Raw genomic sequence first — 17559 nt, 5'->3', positions numbered from 1 at the left:
GTGTCCGACCCTGCCTCGAACCGGGTGTCCTTCATCATCCCTGTGTACAACGAGAAGGAATCCCTGCGCTTTCTCCACGCCGGCATTCGGGAGGCCATGGGGAAGCTGGGCCGCCCCTGCGAGATCATTTTCGTCGACGACGGCAGCCGCGACGGGTCGGATCGCGTGCTGGACGAACTCTTTGCCTCGGACCCCGACGTCCAGGTCATCCACCTCCGCCGGAACTTCGGGAAGGCCGCGGCCCTGGCTGCAGGTTTCGCCCAGGCCCGCGGGGAAATCCTCTTCACCCTGGACGCCGACCTCCAGGACGACCCCGTGGAGATCCCCAAGTTCCTGGCCCGGATCGAGGAGGGATACGACCTGGTCTCCGGCTGGAAGTCTCCCCGCCGGGACCCCCTCACCCGCCGCCTCGCCTCCTGGGTCTACAACCGCGTGGCGGGGAGGCTGGCCGGGGTGAAGCTCCACGACATGAACTGCGGCTTCAAGGCCTACCGCCGTGAGGCCACGGAGTACCTGAACCTCTACGGCGAGATGCACCGGTACATCCCCGTCATCGCCTCCAGCTTCGGCTTCCGCATCGGCGAGGTGAAGATCACCCACCACCGACGCCGGTTCGGGAAGTCCAAGTACGGCCTGTGGCGCTTCTTCAGCGGCTTCTTCGACCTCTTCACGGTCCTGATCCTCACCCGCTGGGCCGCCCGCCCCCAGCACGTCTTCGGCATGTTCGGGCTGCTGCTCACCCTGGCCGGGGCGGGGATCACCCTCGCCCTCCTGGTCTGGCGCCTCATGGGGAACTTCCTGAGCAACCGGCCGCTGTTCTACCTCGGCCTCTCCGTTCTGATCGTGGGGATCCAGGTGGTCTTCTTCGGCTTCCTGGCCGAGATGATCGCCCACTCCCGCAGCGCCGACACGTTCTACTCCATCCGGGAGCACCGGCGCCACGCCCCTCCGGCCTCCCCCCCGGAGGAGGGCGCGCGTTGAAGATCGGCGTGCTCGGCCCCTTCCCCCCGTTCCGGGGCGGAATCTCCAACTTCGACGCCGAACTGGTCCGGAACCTCCCGGAGACCGTCGATGGCGCCGCTTTCAACTACACGCGCCTCTACCCCCGTCTGCTGTTCCCGGGGAAGACCCCCCTGGACACGAGCCGGGTCCGCTACCCGGGCGCGGCGGACCCCGTCTTCGACCCCTACAACCCGCTCTCCTGGCGGCGCGGCCGCCGGCGGATCGCCGCGGAGGGCCTCGACGTCCTCCTGCTCTCCTGGTGGACGCCCTTCTTCGCGCCGTTCCTCCTCCGGTTCCTGGGGCCCCTCCACCACCGCGCCTACCAGCGGCTGCTGCTGGTCTGCCACAACGTGGAGCCTCACGAACCGGTCCCCCTGGGGCGCTTCTTCCAGCGTCGCCTCTTCCGGTTGGCGGACGCCTTCATCGCCCACTGGGAAGGCGACGCCGGGGCCCTGGCCCGGGCGTGGCCGCACACGCCCGTCTGCCGGCTGTTCGTCCCCCGGTTTTCCGGGTTCCCCGACACGCCCGGCCTGACCCGGATGGAAGCCCGGGAGCGGCTCGGGCTCCCCGGGGCGGCGAAGATCGTCCTCTTTTTCGGCATTATCCGGAAGTACAAGGGGCTCGACGTGCTCCTGCAGGCGTTCGAGACGCTCGCGGCGGAACACCCCGACCTCTTCCTCGTGGTGGCGGGCGAGTTCTACGACAAGCGACGGGACTACCAGACCTGGATCGCGCCCCTGGAGCGCGCCGGGAGGATCCGGGTGACGGACGCCTTCGTGCCCAACGAGGCGGTGGAGGTTTACGTCAAGGCTTCCGACGTGGCGGTCCTGCCGTACCATCACGCCACCCAGAGCGGGGTGATCCCCCTCGTCTACCAGTGGGGACGGGGCGTGGTGACCACCCGGGTCGGCGGGCTGGCCGAGACGGTGGACGACGGGGTCTCGGGGATCCTGGTCCCGCCGGGAGACCCCCGGGCCCTGGCCGGGGCGATCCTCGCCTACCTGCAGGCCCGGGACCGCTTCGAGTCCGCCGTCCCGGCAACGGCGGCGCGTTTCACCCCCCGGCGCTACGTCGAGGGTCTGCTCCGATTCATCGGGGCGGAGACCGGCCCCGCGGGCCGGGTCCCCGCCGAGGAGGAACCGTGAAAGTCAAGGTCGAGCCGGAGGACTTCCGGGTGACGGAGGAGGCGGACGTACCCCTGTCCGCCGGGGGGGCGTACCTGGTCTGCCGCCTGGAGAAGCGGGGGTGGAACACGCTGGACGTTCTGCACGCCGTCGCACGACGCTTCGGCCTCCCCGTGGGCGCTTTTGCCTGGGGGGGACGGAAGGACCGTCACGCGGTGACGGTCCAGTACGTGACGGTGGAGACGGACCGGGCCCTCTCCGTCCGGGAGGATGGGTACTCCCTGGAGCCCGTGGGCCGCTCGGACCGTCCCATGGGGCCGGACCTGATCCGGTGCAACCGCTTCGAAATCCGGCTGCGCGGAATCGCCGCAGGGTCCCGGGAACGGTTCTCCGACTGCCTGCGGGGGGTGGTCGCGTCGGGGGTGGAAAACTACTATGACGACCAGCGCTTCGCCGGCGTGGACCCCCGGATGGGGTTCCCGGGGAAGATGATGGTCCTGGGCCAGTTCAACGGGGCGCTCAAGAGCTTCCTGACCCGGCCGGACCCGCGCGGCCGGGCGGAGGACCGGGAACGCCGCGACGTGTTCTTCGCGCGGTGGAAGGACTGGAAGGCCTGCCGGGAAGCGGCCAAAACCACGCTGGAGACCACGGTCTTCGAGTACCTGGCGGCCCACCCGAGGGACTTCTACGGGGCCCTCCGGATCCTGCCCCGGGACGAGGTGGCCCTGGCCCTCTCCGCGTGGCAGTCCGGCGTCTGGAACCAGTGCCTGGTGTCCCTGGCGAGGGAGCTGGCCGGGTCCGGCAAGTCCGGTTCGGTTCGCGGGGAGGTGGGGGACTACCTCTTCCTCCGGGACCCGAACCCGGCCCTGATCACCGTTCTCCCGACCCTGGAGATCCCGGCGTGCGGGGCCCGGCCGTCCCTGAAGGACGAGCGGGTGGCGCGCATCTACCGGGAGGTCCTCGAACGGGAGGCCATCCCCGCGAACGCCTTCCGGAAGTTCACGTTCGAACGGATGTACCTCAAGTCCTTCCTTCGCCGGGCCTGGTTCCAGCCCGAGGCCCTGCGGTGGGAGTGGGCGGCGGAGCCGGACGCCGGCGGGCGGTGGTCGCTCCTCCTCCGGTTCGCCCTGCCCCGCGGGTGCTACGCCACCATGCTGGTGAAACGGCTGTCGCTGGAAGCCTGAACGGAGTGCGGAGTGGTTTTTCCACCGACGTCGCAGGAGGACCCCATCGCCGAAGAGAGAGACCGCATGACCGATTTCACGGTGCCGGGACCGGACGGGGGCGACCTGGCGCCCGGCGGGGGTCCCGGTGCGCCGAACGAGCCGGTGCCGGGCCCTGCCGGCCTGGCGGCGCCGTTCGACGGGAGGGGTTTCCCGCCGGCACGGGGGCCCCGTCCACCCGCCCTGGTCGGCCTGCTGGAGATCGTGCTGGTCTCGGGTCTCCTGACCGATTTCCTCGTGGCCGTCCTCGTCGCGTCCCTGTTCGGCGTACACGTCCGGGACCTGTCCCCGAACACGGTCCTGCTTTTCGCCGTGATGATGACCAGCACGGTGGTCATCGTGTTCATCGCCTGGTGCCTGCAGGTGATACACCCGGAGGAGCCCCGCCTCGCCCTGCCGCTGCCGCCCCCGCGGGGCCTGCTCCGGGAGACGGGGTTCTGCCTGGCCGTCCTGCCCGGGCTCCTGGTTCTCATGGTGGTCCTCAAGCTGCTCTTCGCGTGGGTGCTGCCGGGCGCCGTCCCGCCGTCGAACGCCCTTCTGGACTCCATCGGGGGGCCCCTGGACCTGGTGCTCTTCCTGGTCAGCTCGGTGGTGGCCGGGGGTGTCCGGGAGGAAGTCCAGCGGGCGGTCATCGTCCTGCGGGGCGAGGTGTGTTTCCAGGCGCCCCTGGCCACCCTGCTGATCTGGAGCGTGATCTTCGGCCTGGAACACCGGGTGCAGGGCTGGGACGCCGTCTTCTCCACGGCCGTGCTGGGGTTCGTCTTCGGGGTGATTTTCCTGCGGCGCCGGAACCTGTACGCACCCTTCCTGTGCCACGCCCTGTTCAACGTGACGGTCCTCCTGCTATACTGGTTCACCCGGAACCTCCGGCCCGGGGGCGCCTGAGGGAAGGGCCGATCGCCGTTTTCGCCGCCCCATCGTTCGACACAAGGAGGAAAAATGGAACTGATCCCCGTCGACCTGAGCTTCCCCGAGGGCTGCAACCTCATCCTCGGGCAATCCCACTTCATCAAGACCGTGGAAGACCTCTACGAGGCCATGGTCAACTCCGTCCCGGGCGCGAAGTTCGGGGTCGCCTTCTGCGAGGCGTCGGGGCCGTGCCTGATCCGGCACGACGGCACCGACCCGGAGCTGGAGCAGTGCGCCGTGTCCAACGCCGAACGTCTCGGCGCGGGACACTCATTCGTGATCGTGATGAGCAACGTCTTTCCCCTCAACGTGCTCCCGAAGGTCCGGGACTGCCACGAGGTGGTCCGGATCTTCTGCGCCACGGCCAACCCCGTCACGGCGGTGCTGGCCCGCACCGATCAGGGCAACGGCATCCTGGGCGTCATCGACGGCTTCGCACCCAGGGGGGTCGAGAAGGACGACGACCGTCGCCACCGCCTCGACTTCCTGCGGAAGATCGGGTACAAACGCGGCTGAGGGCCACGGCCTGCCGCAAAACGGAAGGTGTGCATGAATCCGACGGAACGGTTGAAGAAGGACATTCTCGCCTGGCTTGAAGGTGCGGACGTGAGGCAGGTGACCCGGCGGCAGCTCGCCGAGGCGCTGGACGTGGGCGCCGAGGACAAGCGTTCCCTCCGGGCGGCCCTGCGGGAACTTGCGGCGGAGGGGAAGCTCCTCCCCGTGAAGAAGAACTGCTGGGCCGTGCCCGGCGCCGGCAACGTGGTGGCGGGGACCCTGCAGTGTCATGCCTCCGGCTTCGGTTTCCTCGTTCCCGACCCGGGGAGCCCACTCCGGGAGGATGTTTTCATCCCCGCCCCGCACCTCGGCGACGCGGTGCACGGCGACCGGGTGGTGGTGGAGTGGCGGGAGTCCGCGCCCCGGGACCCGTCGGGGTCGGGCCGCGGGCGGGGAAAACCGGCCCGGAAGCCCGAGGCCGGGGCCGGCCGCCGGGGCCGGCGGGGGTCGGCGGACGAGGCCGCGGAGCCGCCCCGCCGTCCGCGGCGCCTGGAAGGCCGGGTGACCCGGATCCTGGAACGGTCGAAGGCCAAGGTCATCGGGAAGGTGATCCGGTTCAAGACCCTGACCGTCATCCCCGTGGACGCGCGGTTTCAGCACTCCGTCCTGGTGGACGACGACGGGGGCTTCCCCCTCGAGGACGGGGACGTGGTGCAGGTGGAGATCACCGTGCCGCCGTCGGCGGGCCACCGCCCCCGGGGGCGCGTCCTCCGGCTGGTGGGTAAGGCCGACGACCCCGAGCTGCCCCTGAAGATCATCCTGGCCCGGCACGAGATCCGGACGGACTTTCCCCCGGAGGCCCTGGCGGAGGCGGACGCCTTCGCGCCGGACCCGCTCGCGGGCGACGTGGCGGGGCGGGAGGACCTCCGGCGCCTGGACACCGTCACCATCGACGGGGAGACCGCCTTCGACTTCGACGACGCGGTGAACGTGACCCGGGGGGCCGACGGCCACTTCACCCTCTGGGTCCACATCGCCGACGTCTCCCACTACGTGCGGCCGGGGAGCGCCCTGGACACGGAAGCCTTCCTCCGCGGAACCTCGGTCTACTTCCCCGACCGTTCCGTTCCCATGCTCCCGCCGGCCCTCTCGTCGGGAGTCTGCTCCCTCCTCCCCGGCCGGGACCGGCTGGCCTTCACCGCGGTCCTGGACGTTCACGGCGTCACGGGGCGCGTCCGGAAGGCCCGCTTCACGCCCTCGGTGATCCGGAGCCGCGCCCGCATGACCTACACCCAGGTGGCCGGCGTCCTGAAGGGGAACCCTGAACTCCTCGGCCGCTTCGCCGACCAGGCGGAGCACTTCCGGACCATGGCGGACCTCTCCCGGGTCCTGAACCGTCGGCGCCGGAAGCTGGGGGCCGTGGACTTCGACCTGCCGGAGAGCGTGGTCCGCCTCGCCGAGACGGGCGAGGTGCTGGGGATCGTCCGCACCGAGCGGAACGACGCCCACCGGCTCATCGAGGAGTTCATGCTGGCCGCCAACGAGGCGGTGGCGTCCCTTTTCACCCGGAAGGCGCTCCCTGCCCTCTTCCGGGTCCACGACGTGCCGGACCCTGTCAAGGTGGAGGAGTTCGCCGAGGTGGCGGCCCGGTTCGGGCACCGCTTCGAGTCGAAAGGTGAAACTTACGAACCGAAGGACTTCCAGCGCGTGGCGGACGGCCTCGGCGACTCGGCCGTGGGCAAGTTCCTGAGCTACCTGATGCTGCGTTCCTTCAAGCTGGCGGTCTACTCGACGAACAACATCGGGCACTTCGGCCTGGCCCTGAAGGACTACACCCACTTCACCTCCCCCATCCGGCGGTATCCTGACCTGGTGGTCCACCGGCTGCTGCGGCACGTCCTGGCGGGAAAGGTCCTCGAGGCGCCGGTGGCGGGGCCGGCGGACCTCCCCGAGATCGCCCGCCGATCTTCCGAGCGGGAGCACGAGGCCATGGACGCCGAGCGGGCGGTCATGGCGTGGAAGAAGGCCGAGTTCATGAAGGAGCGCCTCGGCGAGGAGTTCGACGGTTTCATCTCCGGCCTCAAGACCAACGGGTTCTTCGTGGAGCTGCTCGAGCACTTCGTGGAAGGATTCGTGAACCTGTCCCTGGTGGATGACGACTACTACCTCTTCGACGAGGTCAAGCACTGCTTCGTCGGGAAGACCGGGGGCCGGACCTTCCGGCTCGGAGACCCCCTGCGGGTGCGGGTGGCCAGAGTGGACATGAGCCGTCACCACATCGAGTTCGCCCCGGCGGCGGCCCGGGCCGCGCGGCGGGGGGAGGAAGGCCTGGAGAAATTCCGTCGCCGCCGCATCAAGCGGTGACGCCGCTCCCACGCACCGTCCCGGCGCGGGCGTGAGCGGTCATCGAGAGGGTTGGGGTTGAGTGGGTGCCTCCCGCGTCGGGACGACTTGTGCGAACCCTTCAACCTTGAACGTTGGCAGAGGAGCGATTATAATTCCCTCGTGCTTTGCGTGACCGGGAGGACGCCGGCCGAGATCGGACAGGAGAGCGAACATGAACAACGTATTCAAGGCCGTGAAAGTGACCGACCGCGTGTGGTGGGTCGGCGCCGTGGACTGGTCGATCCGGGACTTCCACGGGTACGCCACGAAGCGGGGGACCACCTACAACGCCTTCCTGGTGCGGGGAGAAAAAACCGCGCTGATCGACACGGTGAAGAAACCCTTCTTCGACGAGATGATGTCCCGCATTGCCTCGGTAGTGGACCCGACGACCATCGACATCGTTGTCTCGAATCACGCGGAGATGGACCATTCCGGGGCGCTCCTCGAGACGGTGGCCGCCATCGGGCCGTCTCCCCGGGTTCTCGCCTCCGAGCAGGGCGTCAAGGCGCTCCATGCCCACTTTGGGGCCATCCCCGGGCTGGAGGCCGTCCGGGACGGCGACCGCCAGGAACTGGGCGGCGCGACCCTCCGCTTCCTGGAGACCCGGATGCTTCACTGGCCCGACAGCATGTTCTCCCTCCTGGAAGAGGACAAGCTCCTCTTCTCCCAGGACGGCTTCGGCATGCACCTGGCCTCCGGCGAGCGTTTCGCGGACGAACTCCCCGCCGAGCTCCTGCGCGAGGAGGCGGCGAAGTACTACGGCAACATCCTGAACCCCTACTCGAACCTGGTCCTCAAGCTCATCGAGAAGGTGACGGCGGCGGGTCTCACTTTCGACGTCATCGCCCCCGACCACGGGCCCCTCTGGCGCAAGGACCCGGCCTGGATCGTGAACCTCTACGCCCTGTGGGCGCAGCAGAAACCGACCCGGAAGGCCGTGGTGGTCTACGACACCATGTGGGGGAGCACCGACCGGATGGCGCGGGCCCTCGGCGACGGGCTGGCTGCCGGCGGGGCGGTGCCGAAGCTGATGCCCCTCTCGGGCAGCCACCGGAGCGAGGTGGCGACGGAGATCCTGGAGGCGGGCGCCCTGGTGGTGGGCTCACCGACCCTGAACAACCAGATGTTCCCGACGGTGGCGGACGTCCTGACCTACCTGAAAGGGTTGAAGCGCAAGAACCTGGTGGGCGCGTCGTTCGGCTCCTACGGCTGGAGCGGGAAAACCGTCGACCAACTCAACGCCGCCCTCCGGGAGATGGGTGTGGACCTCGTGGGAGACGGGATCCAGGTGCAGTACGTCCCTCGCCCGGAGGACCTGGAGAAGTGCTTCGAACTCGGCCGCGCCGTCGCCGCCCGGCTGGCCTGATCGGAAACTATACGTAAAGAGGAGACTAAGCGATGAAGAAGTACGTCTGCAGCATCTGCAACTACGTGTACGACCCCGCCAACGGAGACCCCGACGGCGGCATCTCCCCCGGGACCGCCTTCGAGGACCTCCCGGACGACTGGGTCTGCCCCGAGTGCGGGGTCGGCAAGAGCGACTTCGAGCCCATGGATTGAAGTTTTTGGCCGCCCCGGAAGGAGCGGCCAAGAACTTATGAGCACCCGTTGTTGAAAAAGCAGCTCGGGCAGTAGTAGCAGGTCCCCTTGCGGACCATCAGGGTCTCGCAGACCGGGCAGGTCGGGGCGTCGCCCTGGATGGTGGGTGTCCGCTCCGGCTTGCCGGGCTCCTCCCCCCTGGCGATGATCACCGCGGGCGGCTCCACGAACGACGGGTTGGCCGTCGGGTTGATGATGCCGAGCTTCCGCTGGTCGTCCTCGGGGAGGAACTTCAGGGCCAGCCACTTGAAGATGTAATCCAGGATCGACTTGGCCATGGGGATGTGGGGGTTGCCCGTGAAGCCCGACGGCTCGAAGCGGGTGTGGGTGAACTTGTCCACCAGCACCTTCAGGGGGACGCCGTACTGGAGGGCCATGGAGATGGCCGTCGCGAAGCCGTCCATGAGGCCCGAGATGACGGAGCCCTCCTTGGCCATCAGCAGGAAGATCTCCCCCGGCTGCCCGTTTTCGTAGGCCCCCACCGTGATGTAGCCCTCGTGGTCGGCCACCCGGAACTTGTGGGTGATGGAAGTCCGCTCCGACGGGAGCTTCCGGCGGACGGGCTTGTAAACCACGGTCTGCTCGGCCTTCGGCTCCTCCTTCTTCAGGGAGAGGGGCTGGGCCTTCTTCGACCCGTCGCGGTAGAGGGCGACGGACTTGAGCCCCAGCTTCCAGGCCTCGAGGTAGACCTTCTCCACGTCCTCCGGGGTGACGTCGTTGGGCATGTTGACGGTCTTGGAGATGGCGCCGGAGAGGAACGGCTGGACGGCGGCCATCATCCGGACGTGCCCGAGATGGTGGATGACCCGCTGACCGGACGGGAGCTTCAGGGCGCAGTCGAAGACGGGGAGGTGGGAGTCGCGCAGGTGGGGCCCGCCCTCGATGGTCCCGTGTTTCTCGATGTAGCCGACCAGTTCCTCCGTCTCCTCCCCCGTGTAACCGAGGCGCCGAAGTGCGGTGGGGATGGTGCGGTTCACGATCTTGAGCATGCCGTCGCCCACCAGTTGCTTGTACTTCACCAGGGCCAGCTCGGGCTCGATCCCGGTGGTGTCGCAGTCCATCATGAAGCCGATGGTCCCCGTGGGGGCCAGGACCGTCGCCTGGGCGTTCCGGAAGCCGTGGACGGGCCCTTCCTTGGTCACCTTGTCCCAGGCGTCCCGGGCGGCCGTGAGGAGGTTGGGCGGCACGCCGGCCTTACCGATCCGCCAGGCGTGGCCGCGGTGCATCTCGATCACCTCCATGAAGGAGGCCCGGTTCATTTCGAAGTGCTTGAAGGGTCCCTTGACGGCGGCGAGGCGGGAGGAGGTGCGATAGGCCTCGCCCGTCATGAGGGCCGTGACGGCGGCGGCGTAGTTGCGCCCCTCGTCGCTGTCGTAGGGGAGCCCCATGTGCATCAGGACGGCGCCGAGGTTGGCGTACCCCAGGCCGATGGGGCGGTACTCCACCGAGTTGACGCCGATCTTCGGGGTGGGGTAGCTGGCGTTCTCCACGATGATCTCCTGGGCCGTGAAGACGATGTTCACGGCGTGCCGGAAACCGTCCACGTCGAAACGGCCTTCGTCGTCGACGAACTTGAGGAGGTTGAGGCTGGCCAGGTTGCAGGCGGAGTTGTCCAGGAACATGTACTCGGAGCAGGGGTTGGAGGCACTGATGCGCCCGCTGGCCTTGCAGGGGTTCCAGCGGTTCACCGTGCTGTCGAACTGGATGCCCGGGTCACCGCAGAGGTGGGCGGACTCGGCGATCATCCGCATGAGGTCGCGGGCGGCGTACTCGTGGATCACCTCGCCGGTGGTGATGGCCCGGGTCTTCCAGACGGTGTCCATCTCCACGGCGCGCATGAACTCGTCCGTGACGCGGACACTGTTGTTGGCGTTCTGGAAAAAGATGGAACTGTAGGCCTCGCCGTTGAAGGAGCCGTCGTAGCCGGCCTCGATGAGGGCCCAGGCCTTCTTCTCCTCCTTGGCCTTGCACTGGATGAACTCCACGATGTCGGGGTGGTCGATGTTGAGGATGACCATCTTCGCGGCCCGGCGGGTCTTCCCGCCGGACTTGATGACGCCGGCGAACGCATCGTAGCCCTTCATGAACGACACCGGCCCGGAGGCGTTGCCCCCCGAGAAGAGCTTTTCGTACGAGGAGCGGAGCGGGGAGAGGTTCGTCCCGGTCCCCGAGCCGAACTTGAAAAGCTTCCCCTCGGTCTTGGCCAGTTCCAGGATGGAGTCCATGGTGTCCTCGACGGAGTTGATGAAGCAGGCGGAACACTGGGGGTGCTTCTCGACCCCGACGTTGAACCACACCGGGGAGTTGAAGGAGGCCATCTGGTTGACCAGCAGGTACGCCAGCTCCCGGGAGAAGGCGGTTGCGTCCATCACGGTGCGGAAGTACCCGCCCTCGGTGCCCCAGACGGTCAGGGTGTCCACGACCCGGGAAATCACCTGGCGCACGCTGGACTCGCGGTCCGCATGCCCGAGGACCCCGTGGAAGTACTTGGAAACGGTGATGTTCACCGCGCTGTCCGACCAGGCGGCGGGAGCTTCCACGTCCCGTTGGGCGAAGATGACCTCCCCCTTGTTGCTGGAGATGACGGCGTCGCGCTTTTTCCACTCCAGGAGTTCGAAGGGGTGGGGGCCGGTCCCCGTGTAGTGCGCCGGGATCGTCAGCCCGGCGGCGTTTCGGGATTGTTCGACGGGTTCGGTTTTCCGGGTCTTGGTCCCCCTCTTCCCGTTTTTCGGCATGGCTGGCTCCTTGGTCGAGAATGGCCCGGCGAGGGTTTTCCGGCCGGGAATCGCGGGCGGGCGGGCGGGTGGCAGGCGTCCGGAGAACCGGGTCACGTGGCGCGCAGTTCCCCTCCTGGACCCTGTGGGACGCAGGCCGCCGGGCGCGTGATTGCGGACCCGATTTATATGCCTCCGGGGGGGGGCTTGTCAAGGGGGAAAGCACAATATTTTGTGGCGGAAAATTGATAACCACAATATATTGTATCTAATGCGGATACGAGGGTCGGAGGTCAGGGAGGGCCTGCCGTGGCGGTTTTCCACTCAGAATACAGTATAAATGAAACGCCGGCCGGACCCCTTCGGCCTGCTGCTTCCGGTGATCTCGCTTCAGGGGACGAGGGATCCGGGTTCGGCCAGCGGGAGGTCCACGGTGATGGGACAGTGGTCCGAGATGTCCTCGGGCACCGCTTCGTTGAGGGCCTTGAGGGTCCGCGGGAAGTGGGGCGCGAAGCGGTACGGTTCGGCGGCACGGTCCGGGTCCCGGGCGAAGCCCTTGACGAAGAACCAGTCCAGCTTGAGGCGGCCGAGGGCGCCGATGGTGCGCTCCACCTCGAAAGTCGGGACGAAGCCCTTGCCCTGCCGCATGTTGGAGTTGGCCAACTTCCCGGCGGTGCCGTTGACGGTGCGCCCGGCGTCGCCGCGGAAGTCGAAGGCCCCGCCGTCGTCGAAACGCATGTCCCGAAGGGTGTCGAAGAAGGCGGCCTCGGGGTTCGGGGCGAAGACGGGGACGTGGCGGGAGGTGGGGTCGTACTGGTTCTTCAGCAGCCTCACCCCGCCGCTGATCAGGTCGAAGAGGATCCCGACCCCCGTGGCGTACTTCACCCCCTGGGTGGTCCAGAACTCGGCGCTCCCCACGCGGCGTTTCACCTCCCGGGAGATGGAGGTGGGGGTGCCGTCGGAGCCGGTGGTGTTCATGTCGCCCGCCAGGATCACGGGGTGGGGGATGTCAAGGTAGTGGGTCAGAAGGGAATAGACCTGGCTTCGCCGCTTCTCGGGCTTGCACTTGTTCTCCAGGTGGGTGGCGAGTACCGTGACGGTCTTCCCGGGAAGTCCCGCCACCTCCAGGTCCACCCGGAGGCAGTTGCGCCCCCCGCGGCGGACCTCGCGCAGGACGGTCTCGAGAAACACCTTCTCCGAGGTCGACCGCTTGGCCTTCTCGGGGAGGGAGACCGGCCGTTTCTCCCCGGCGTACCAGTCGTAGACCTGGGGCAGACGCAGGATCTCGGCCTTCCGGATGGGGAAGCGGGAGAGGACGGCCGTCCCGTGGAGGCCACGGTAGCGGGAGCGGTCCACCGCGATCTCGCGGCGGAGCCTTTCGCGTTCGGCGCTGTCCATCCCTTCGAAGGTCTCCGTCCCCAGCGCGATGGGGTCCACCTCCAAAAACTCCACGGCGTAGGCGAACTCCATGCCAAGGAGGCGGGCCAGGTCCTCCGCCACGAAGCGGTATTTCGTGCGCTTCATCCCCCAGTCCGCCTCGTTGAGGACGAGGATGTCCGCCTCCCGGAGGAGGGCGGCCTGTTCCAGGGCCTCCCGGCGGGCGGCGCTGCCGGGCGGGCACTCCTTCGGGTCCAGCAGGGCGGCGAGCTTGCCGGGGTCGGCCAGGGCCGCCGCCACGGCGTCGAAGTTGAGGCCGCGCTCGATGTTCCACATGGCGGCGCGGACGAAGGGCCCGAGTTCGGGGGAGGACTTCGGCGCGGCCGGCCGCCGGATCGCGCCGCCCCGGAACGGGGTTTCGAGGATCTTGTCCATCCGGGCTTTCAGACCGGGGGGGTAGGACTCTCCGCAACGGCCCAGCACGTCCAGTTCGGCCCAGGAGAGCAACCCGGGCCCGGAGACGGCGGGCCGGGCGGCGGCGGGTTTCGCCGGGGCGCCCGCCGCCGAACGGCCGGGCTCCCCGGGATCGGCCCGGAGGGCCGCGCCCGCCAGGCAGGCGACGATCGTCAGGACTGAAGCAACCCGAAGCGGTTTCATCCCCGTTTCCCCCATCACGCCCATGCTCTTCTTCTCTTTGTGCTTCGCGATTCAGGCCGGGGCCGGCCGCAGAACGCGCGGAACACGCCGAATGATCCGTGCCAGTATACGCAAAAGGGGATTTCCTGTCAAAGGTGCCGTGGATGGGGTAAAATACGTGGACCGGGAAGGCCGGTTCAAGAAGGTAACGGGCCCGGGGCGACACGTAAGAAGCGGTCCCGGAGAAGGTCCGCGACATGGGGATGAAGATCGCAACGATTTACAAAAAGCTGTAAAAACCATGGTTATAGACCTTTCTCAACCCATCGCCCCCGACATGCCCGTCTGGCCCGGCACGCCGTCACCGGCGGTGAAGCTCCTGAAGAACCGCCCCCGTCACGGTTACGAGGAACGCCGCCTCACCCTCACCACGCACACGGGCACCCACGTGGATGCCCCCGCCCACTTGACGGACGGCCCCGCCCTGGACGGGTTGACGCTCGAGCGTTTCACGGGTCCGGGGTTCGTGGCGGACGTGCGCGCCTTCGCCGGGCGCCCCGTCCGGTGGGAAAACCTGGAGCGGACGCCCGGCTGGGCGGGGCCCCGGGAGTTCGTGCTCCTGTGGACCGGTTGGGACGCGTTCTGGGGGACACAGGCATACAACCGGGGTTACCCGGCGCTGGACCCCGCCGCTGCCGAACGACTGGCGTTCGCCGGGATCAAGGGACTCGGCGTGGACGCCCCGTCGGTGGATGCTTTCGACAGCGGGGGACTGCCGGTCCACCGGGCGCTGCTCTCCCGGGGCGCCATCCTCGTGGAGAACCTGCGGGGGCTCGGCGGCCTGGCTGGCAGGGCGTTCCGCTTCGCCGCCTTCCCCCTTCCCATCCCCGCCGCCGACGGCTCCCCCGTCCGTGCCGTGGCCCTGGTGGACGAGTGCGGGGAGGCTCTCCCCTGAAACCGGGCTCGGAACGGGACGGATCGGCATCCCGCGCAGTGGAGGGTAACACCATGACGTTCAAGGACAGCACGCTTTACCACGGGGCGGGGATCGCCCTGATGCTGATCAGTGCCGGGCTGTTTTTCTGGAAAGTCGCCCCGTGCATCGACCGGCCCCTGGTTTTCGCCACGGCGAGCATCCTCTGCATGGTCTCCGCCGGGATCCTCTTCGTCCTCCACCTGGCCTCCCGGGCCCGGGAGGCGGCGGCGGAGAAAGACCGGAAGGAACCCGACCCCGATTAAACCGCACCGGACGTCGTCACCGCTTCCTTGAAAATTCGGAGGAGAACTCCGAGTTTTCATGGAAAAATCAGGGCATGATCGAACGAAACCGAGGTGAGAGAGGTCTCCGAATCCCTCGCCGGCCGGGTCGACTTCGTCGAGTTGTCCGGCTTCAGTCTGACGGAACTCGATCCGTGTTCATCCGTGGATTATCCGGTTTATCCAGGTTGGGAACCGGTTGTCCGCCGGTTTCCACGGGCGGTCCGGCCTGGGGGGCTTCCGGTGCGGTGGGGGCGGGCTGCCGATCCGGGCCGGACAGGGCGAAGACCCGGATGGCCGCGGATTTTCCCCTGAGTTCGTGAGAGCCCAGGTCCTCGAACGAAAAGGCCTCCCCCGCCAGGCGGCGCGTCTGCTCGCTGACGACAATCCGGCGGCCCAGCCGCTTGGATAGCCCCATGATCCGCGAGGCGGTGTTCACCACGTCGCCGACCGTGGCGTACTCGGACCGGTTCGGCGAACCGACGTTGCCCGCCACCACCTCGCCGCTGTGAAGGCCGAACTTGGCGTCCCGGGTCGGTCCGCCTTTTCCCCGGAGTTCGTCCTGCCACCGGATCAGTTCCTTCTCCATCTCCAGGGCGATCCGGCAGGCGAACACGGCGTGGTCGGGGTCAGCCGCGGGGGCGCCGCAGATCACCATGATCTCGTCGCCCACGAACTGCTTGAGGGTCCCCCCATGGCGGAAGATCACCGTCTCCATGCGGGTGAAGTAGTCGTTGAGCATCGAGATAATCTGCTCCGGCTCGCTCTGCTCGGAAAGCTCGGTGAAGTCGTTGAGGTCGCAAAACAGGATGGTGACGTTGTGCCGCACCCCGCCCAGTGCCAGGCTGGACGCATCCTTCAGGAGTTCCCGGGCCACGTTTTCGGAGACGTACCGCCCGAGGATCTGCCGGAGGTGTCGACGTCTCCGGTCCTCGGCCAGGTAGCGCCAGGTGAACACCGACATGTACACCACCGGCAGGGCGAGGAGCGGGGTCGCGAGGTCCAGCCAGGTATTCCACCGGGCGCAGGCCACCAGGGCGCCGGCCGCCAGCCCGACGCCAAGACCGGCCAGGCCGACCAGGGCGGGGCGGGGCCGGAACAACCGGCAGATCACGGCCGACCCCAGGCAGAGGAGCAGCAGGACCGCCAGGTTGGCCCTGTCAGTCCAGGAAATCATGAAGTCGGAATTCAGAAGGGTGTGCAGGGCGTTGGCGTGGAATTCGATCCCGGCCATCTCGCCGTGGCTGTCCCCGCCGGCCGGCGTGGGCACCAGGTCGTTGTTGCCGGCGTACGTCGGCCCGATCAGCACCACGCGGTCGCGAAACCGTTCGGCGAACCACCGGTCGTCGTTCGCCCGGGCCCGCTCGAGCAGTTCGGAAAAGCCCGGGCCGTCCTGGAACGTCCCCGGGGGGCCGATGAAGTTGATGTCGAAGAAGAACTCGCGGTCGTGAACGACCGGCCGGGTGCCGATCCGGAGCCGGGAGCCGTCGAAGACCGGCTCCGCGCGGAGGGCCCGGCAGGCGGCCAGGAAGGGAAGGCTGTAGCAGGGGGCCTGGGTGCCGTCGGGGAACTGAGCGGTCCGGTACAGGTACTGCCGCCGGACCACCCCGTCCGGATCGGCTTCCACGTTGCCGAGGAAGAGGTTCGCATCGCCCGCCGCGAAGCGGTACGGCGGCCAGGGGCACTGCAGCGACCCGTCGGGGCGAAGGTAGGACAGGAGAAGGACCCGTCCGGAGCGCAGCACCTTGAAGAGGGCACGATCACCCGGGCCCAGGCTGCCGGCGGCGACCCGCCCGTCCGGGGCCCCGCCCGTTTCACGGGCCATTCGGCGGCGCAGGAAGTCGTCTCCCGAAACCTGGAATTGCAGGTCCAGCGCCACCACGGCCGCACCGGCCCGGTCGAGGGCGCCGAGGACCTCGGCGAAGTGGCCGGTCCAGAACAGCATCGGTTCCTCGATCGTGCCGAGGGCCCGGTCGTCGATGCCCACCATCACGACCCGGTCCGACCGCACGTGCGTGGGCGCCTGCAGGGAGGACAGGAAGGCGGCGTTGCGCAGCCGGAGCCTCCAGTCGCGCGTTTTCAGCTCCAGCACCCGGAGGGTTTGCGTTTCCCGCAGGAAGGCGAAAAGGAGGAAGACCGCCAGACAGGCTGCCACGACGGGAGACCACTTCCTCAACAGGCGCCTGATCCGGTTGCGTACCGTTGCGTTCACGCTGGCGATCCGTCCTGTCACCGGCAAGGTTTGGCTTCGGTGGAGCGTGGCGGTCCCAGGCCGGGCGGTCGGCCTCGGTTTCCGCTTCCCCTCCCCGGAACTTACAACGGCGCTGAAAGCGTGTCAAGGGCAATCGTCTGCGTCCGCCGGGTGAGCGGGGTGGGGGTGGAGAGGCGCAGAGACGGGACAGTCGGTTGCGGGGGCATGGGACAGTCAATCGTGCGTTTGCGCCGAGACCTGCTCCAGGCGCGCGCCTCGGCTCGGCGCGCGTACGGTCTGAACCCGCTCGCTGGCGAGGGGGCGCAGCCCGAGGAAAACCTTCGTCCCTGCGTTGCCGACCGAGGGGGTCTCCAGGGGAACCTCGAGCGGCTCGAACCCGGCGGCCGCCAGCAGTGCCACCCACACCGTTCTCGGGAACAGGCCCATAGGGAATGAAGAATATGTTGACTTGGCTTATACCCCGGTATAATAGTGGGACGTGAGAGTTTCTCGGAAATGACGGAAAACGGTCGGAAAGGTGTACGCACAACCTTTGTTCGAGCCGCCGGCGGGACGCCGATGCGCCTTGTCGCCGCGGGTTCTTCCCGGTGTTCGGCCGGAGCCCGACGTTCCGGAGCATGATC

Annotated in this window: 13 protein-coding genes; 10 read left to right on the top strand and 3 right to left on the bottom strand. The window is 68.1% G+C overall.

Features of this window, described 5'->3' with window-relative positions; all coding sequences use genetic code 11:
• The 8 genes from KA419_10605 (at position 1) to KA419_10570 (ending at position 8701) form a co-directional block, all read left to right on the top strand.
• The gene (locus KA419_10605) at positions 1–981 is read left to right on the top strand and encodes a glycosyltransferase family 2 protein (GenBank protein MBP7866390.1); all 981 of its coding nucleotides are present in this window, start codon (positions 1–3) and stop codon (positions 979–981) included.
• Complete coding sequence (locus KA419_10600; protein MBP7866389.1) at positions 978–2147, top strand: glycosyltransferase; 1170 nt, start codon at positions 978–980, stop codon at positions 2145–2147. Before KA419_10605 ends, KA419_10600 begins: the two co-directional genes overlap by 4 nt.
• The gene (truD, locus tag KA419_10595; GenBank protein ID MBP7866388.1) at positions 2144–3310 is read left to right on the top strand and encodes a tRNA pseudouridine(13) synthase TruD; all 1167 of its coding nucleotides are present in this window, start codon (positions 2144–2146) and stop codon (positions 3308–3310) included. Before KA419_10600 ends, truD begins: the two co-directional genes overlap by 4 nt.
• A gap of 66 nt (positions 3311–3376) precedes the next feature.
• On the top strand, positions 3377–4234 hold the full coding sequence (locus KA419_10590; GenBank protein ID MBP7866387.1) for a CPBP family intramembrane metalloprotease: 858 nt from the start codon (positions 3377–3379) through the stop codon (positions 4232–4234).
• Positions 4235–4288: 54 nt separating this feature from the next.
• Positions 4289–4774 (top strand): adenosine-specific kinase, encoded by a 486-nt coding sequence (locus KA419_10585; protein ID MBP7866386.1) that lies wholly within the window; start codon positions 4289–4291, stop codon positions 4772–4774.
• A 33-nt stretch (positions 4775–4807) separates the two neighbouring features.
• Complete coding sequence (gene rnr, locus KA419_10580) at positions 4808–7117, top strand: ribonuclease R (GenBank protein ID MBP7866385.1); 2310 nt, start codon at positions 4808–4810, stop codon at positions 7115–7117.
• 193 nt (positions 7118–7310) lie between these two features.
• Positions 7311–8507 carry an FprA family A-type flavoprotein gene (locus tag KA419_10575; protein ID MBP7866384.1) on the top strand — a complete coding sequence of 399 codons (1197 nt, stop codon included), beginning with the start codon at positions 7311–7313 and terminating at the stop codon, positions 8505–8507.
• Positions 8508–8539: 32 nt separating this feature from the next.
• Positions 8540–8701, top strand: coding sequence for a rubredoxin (locus KA419_10570; GenBank protein ID MBP7866383.1), 162 nt, complete (start codon positions 8540–8542; stop codon positions 8699–8701).
• Between the two features lie 35 nt (positions 8702–8736).
• Here KA419_10570 and KA419_10565 read toward each other — a convergent pair whose 3' ends face one another.
• Positions 8737–11475, bottom strand: coding sequence for a vitamin B12-dependent ribonucleotide reductase (locus KA419_10565; GenBank protein ID MBP7866382.1), 2739 nt, complete (start codon positions 11473–11475; stop codon positions 8737–8739).
• Positions 11476–11844: 369 nt separating this feature from the next.
• Positions 11845–13488, bottom strand: coding sequence for an endonuclease/exonuclease/phosphatase family protein (locus KA419_10560; GenBank protein MBP7866381.1), 1644 nt, complete (start codon positions 13486–13488; stop codon positions 11845–11847).
• 280 nt (positions 13489–13768) lie between these two features.
• Here KA419_10560 and KA419_10555 point away from each other — a divergent pair, with 280 nt between their 5' ends.
• A complete protein-coding gene (locus tag KA419_10555; protein ID MBP7866380.1) occupies positions 13769–14422 on the top strand; it encodes a cyclase family protein in 654 nt (217 codons plus the stop codon).
• A 53-nt stretch (positions 14423–14475) separates the two neighbouring features.
• Complete coding sequence (locus tag KA419_10550) at positions 14476–14706, top strand: hypothetical protein (GenBank protein ID MBP7866379.1); 231 nt, start codon at positions 14476–14478, stop codon at positions 14704–14706.
• 151 nt (positions 14707–14857) lie between these two features.
• On the opposite strand, the gene KA419_10545 is transcribed toward KA419_10550, so the two are convergent.
• Positions 14858–16879: a CHASE2 domain-containing protein gene (locus KA419_10545; GenBank protein MBP7866378.1), complete on the bottom strand. Its 2022-nt coding sequence runs from the start codon at positions 16877–16879 to the stop codon at positions 14858–14860.
• Positions 16880–17559 lie beyond the last annotated feature (680 nt).

This window comes from Acidobacteriota bacterium (genome assembly GCA_018001935.1).
Taxonomy (GTDB): Bacteria; Acidobacteriota; JAAYUB01; order JAAYUB01; family JAAYUB01; genus JAGNHB01.
The sequence above is the reverse complement of the archived record's forward strand: the minus strand, read 5'-3'. Positions and strand labels throughout refer to the sequence as shown.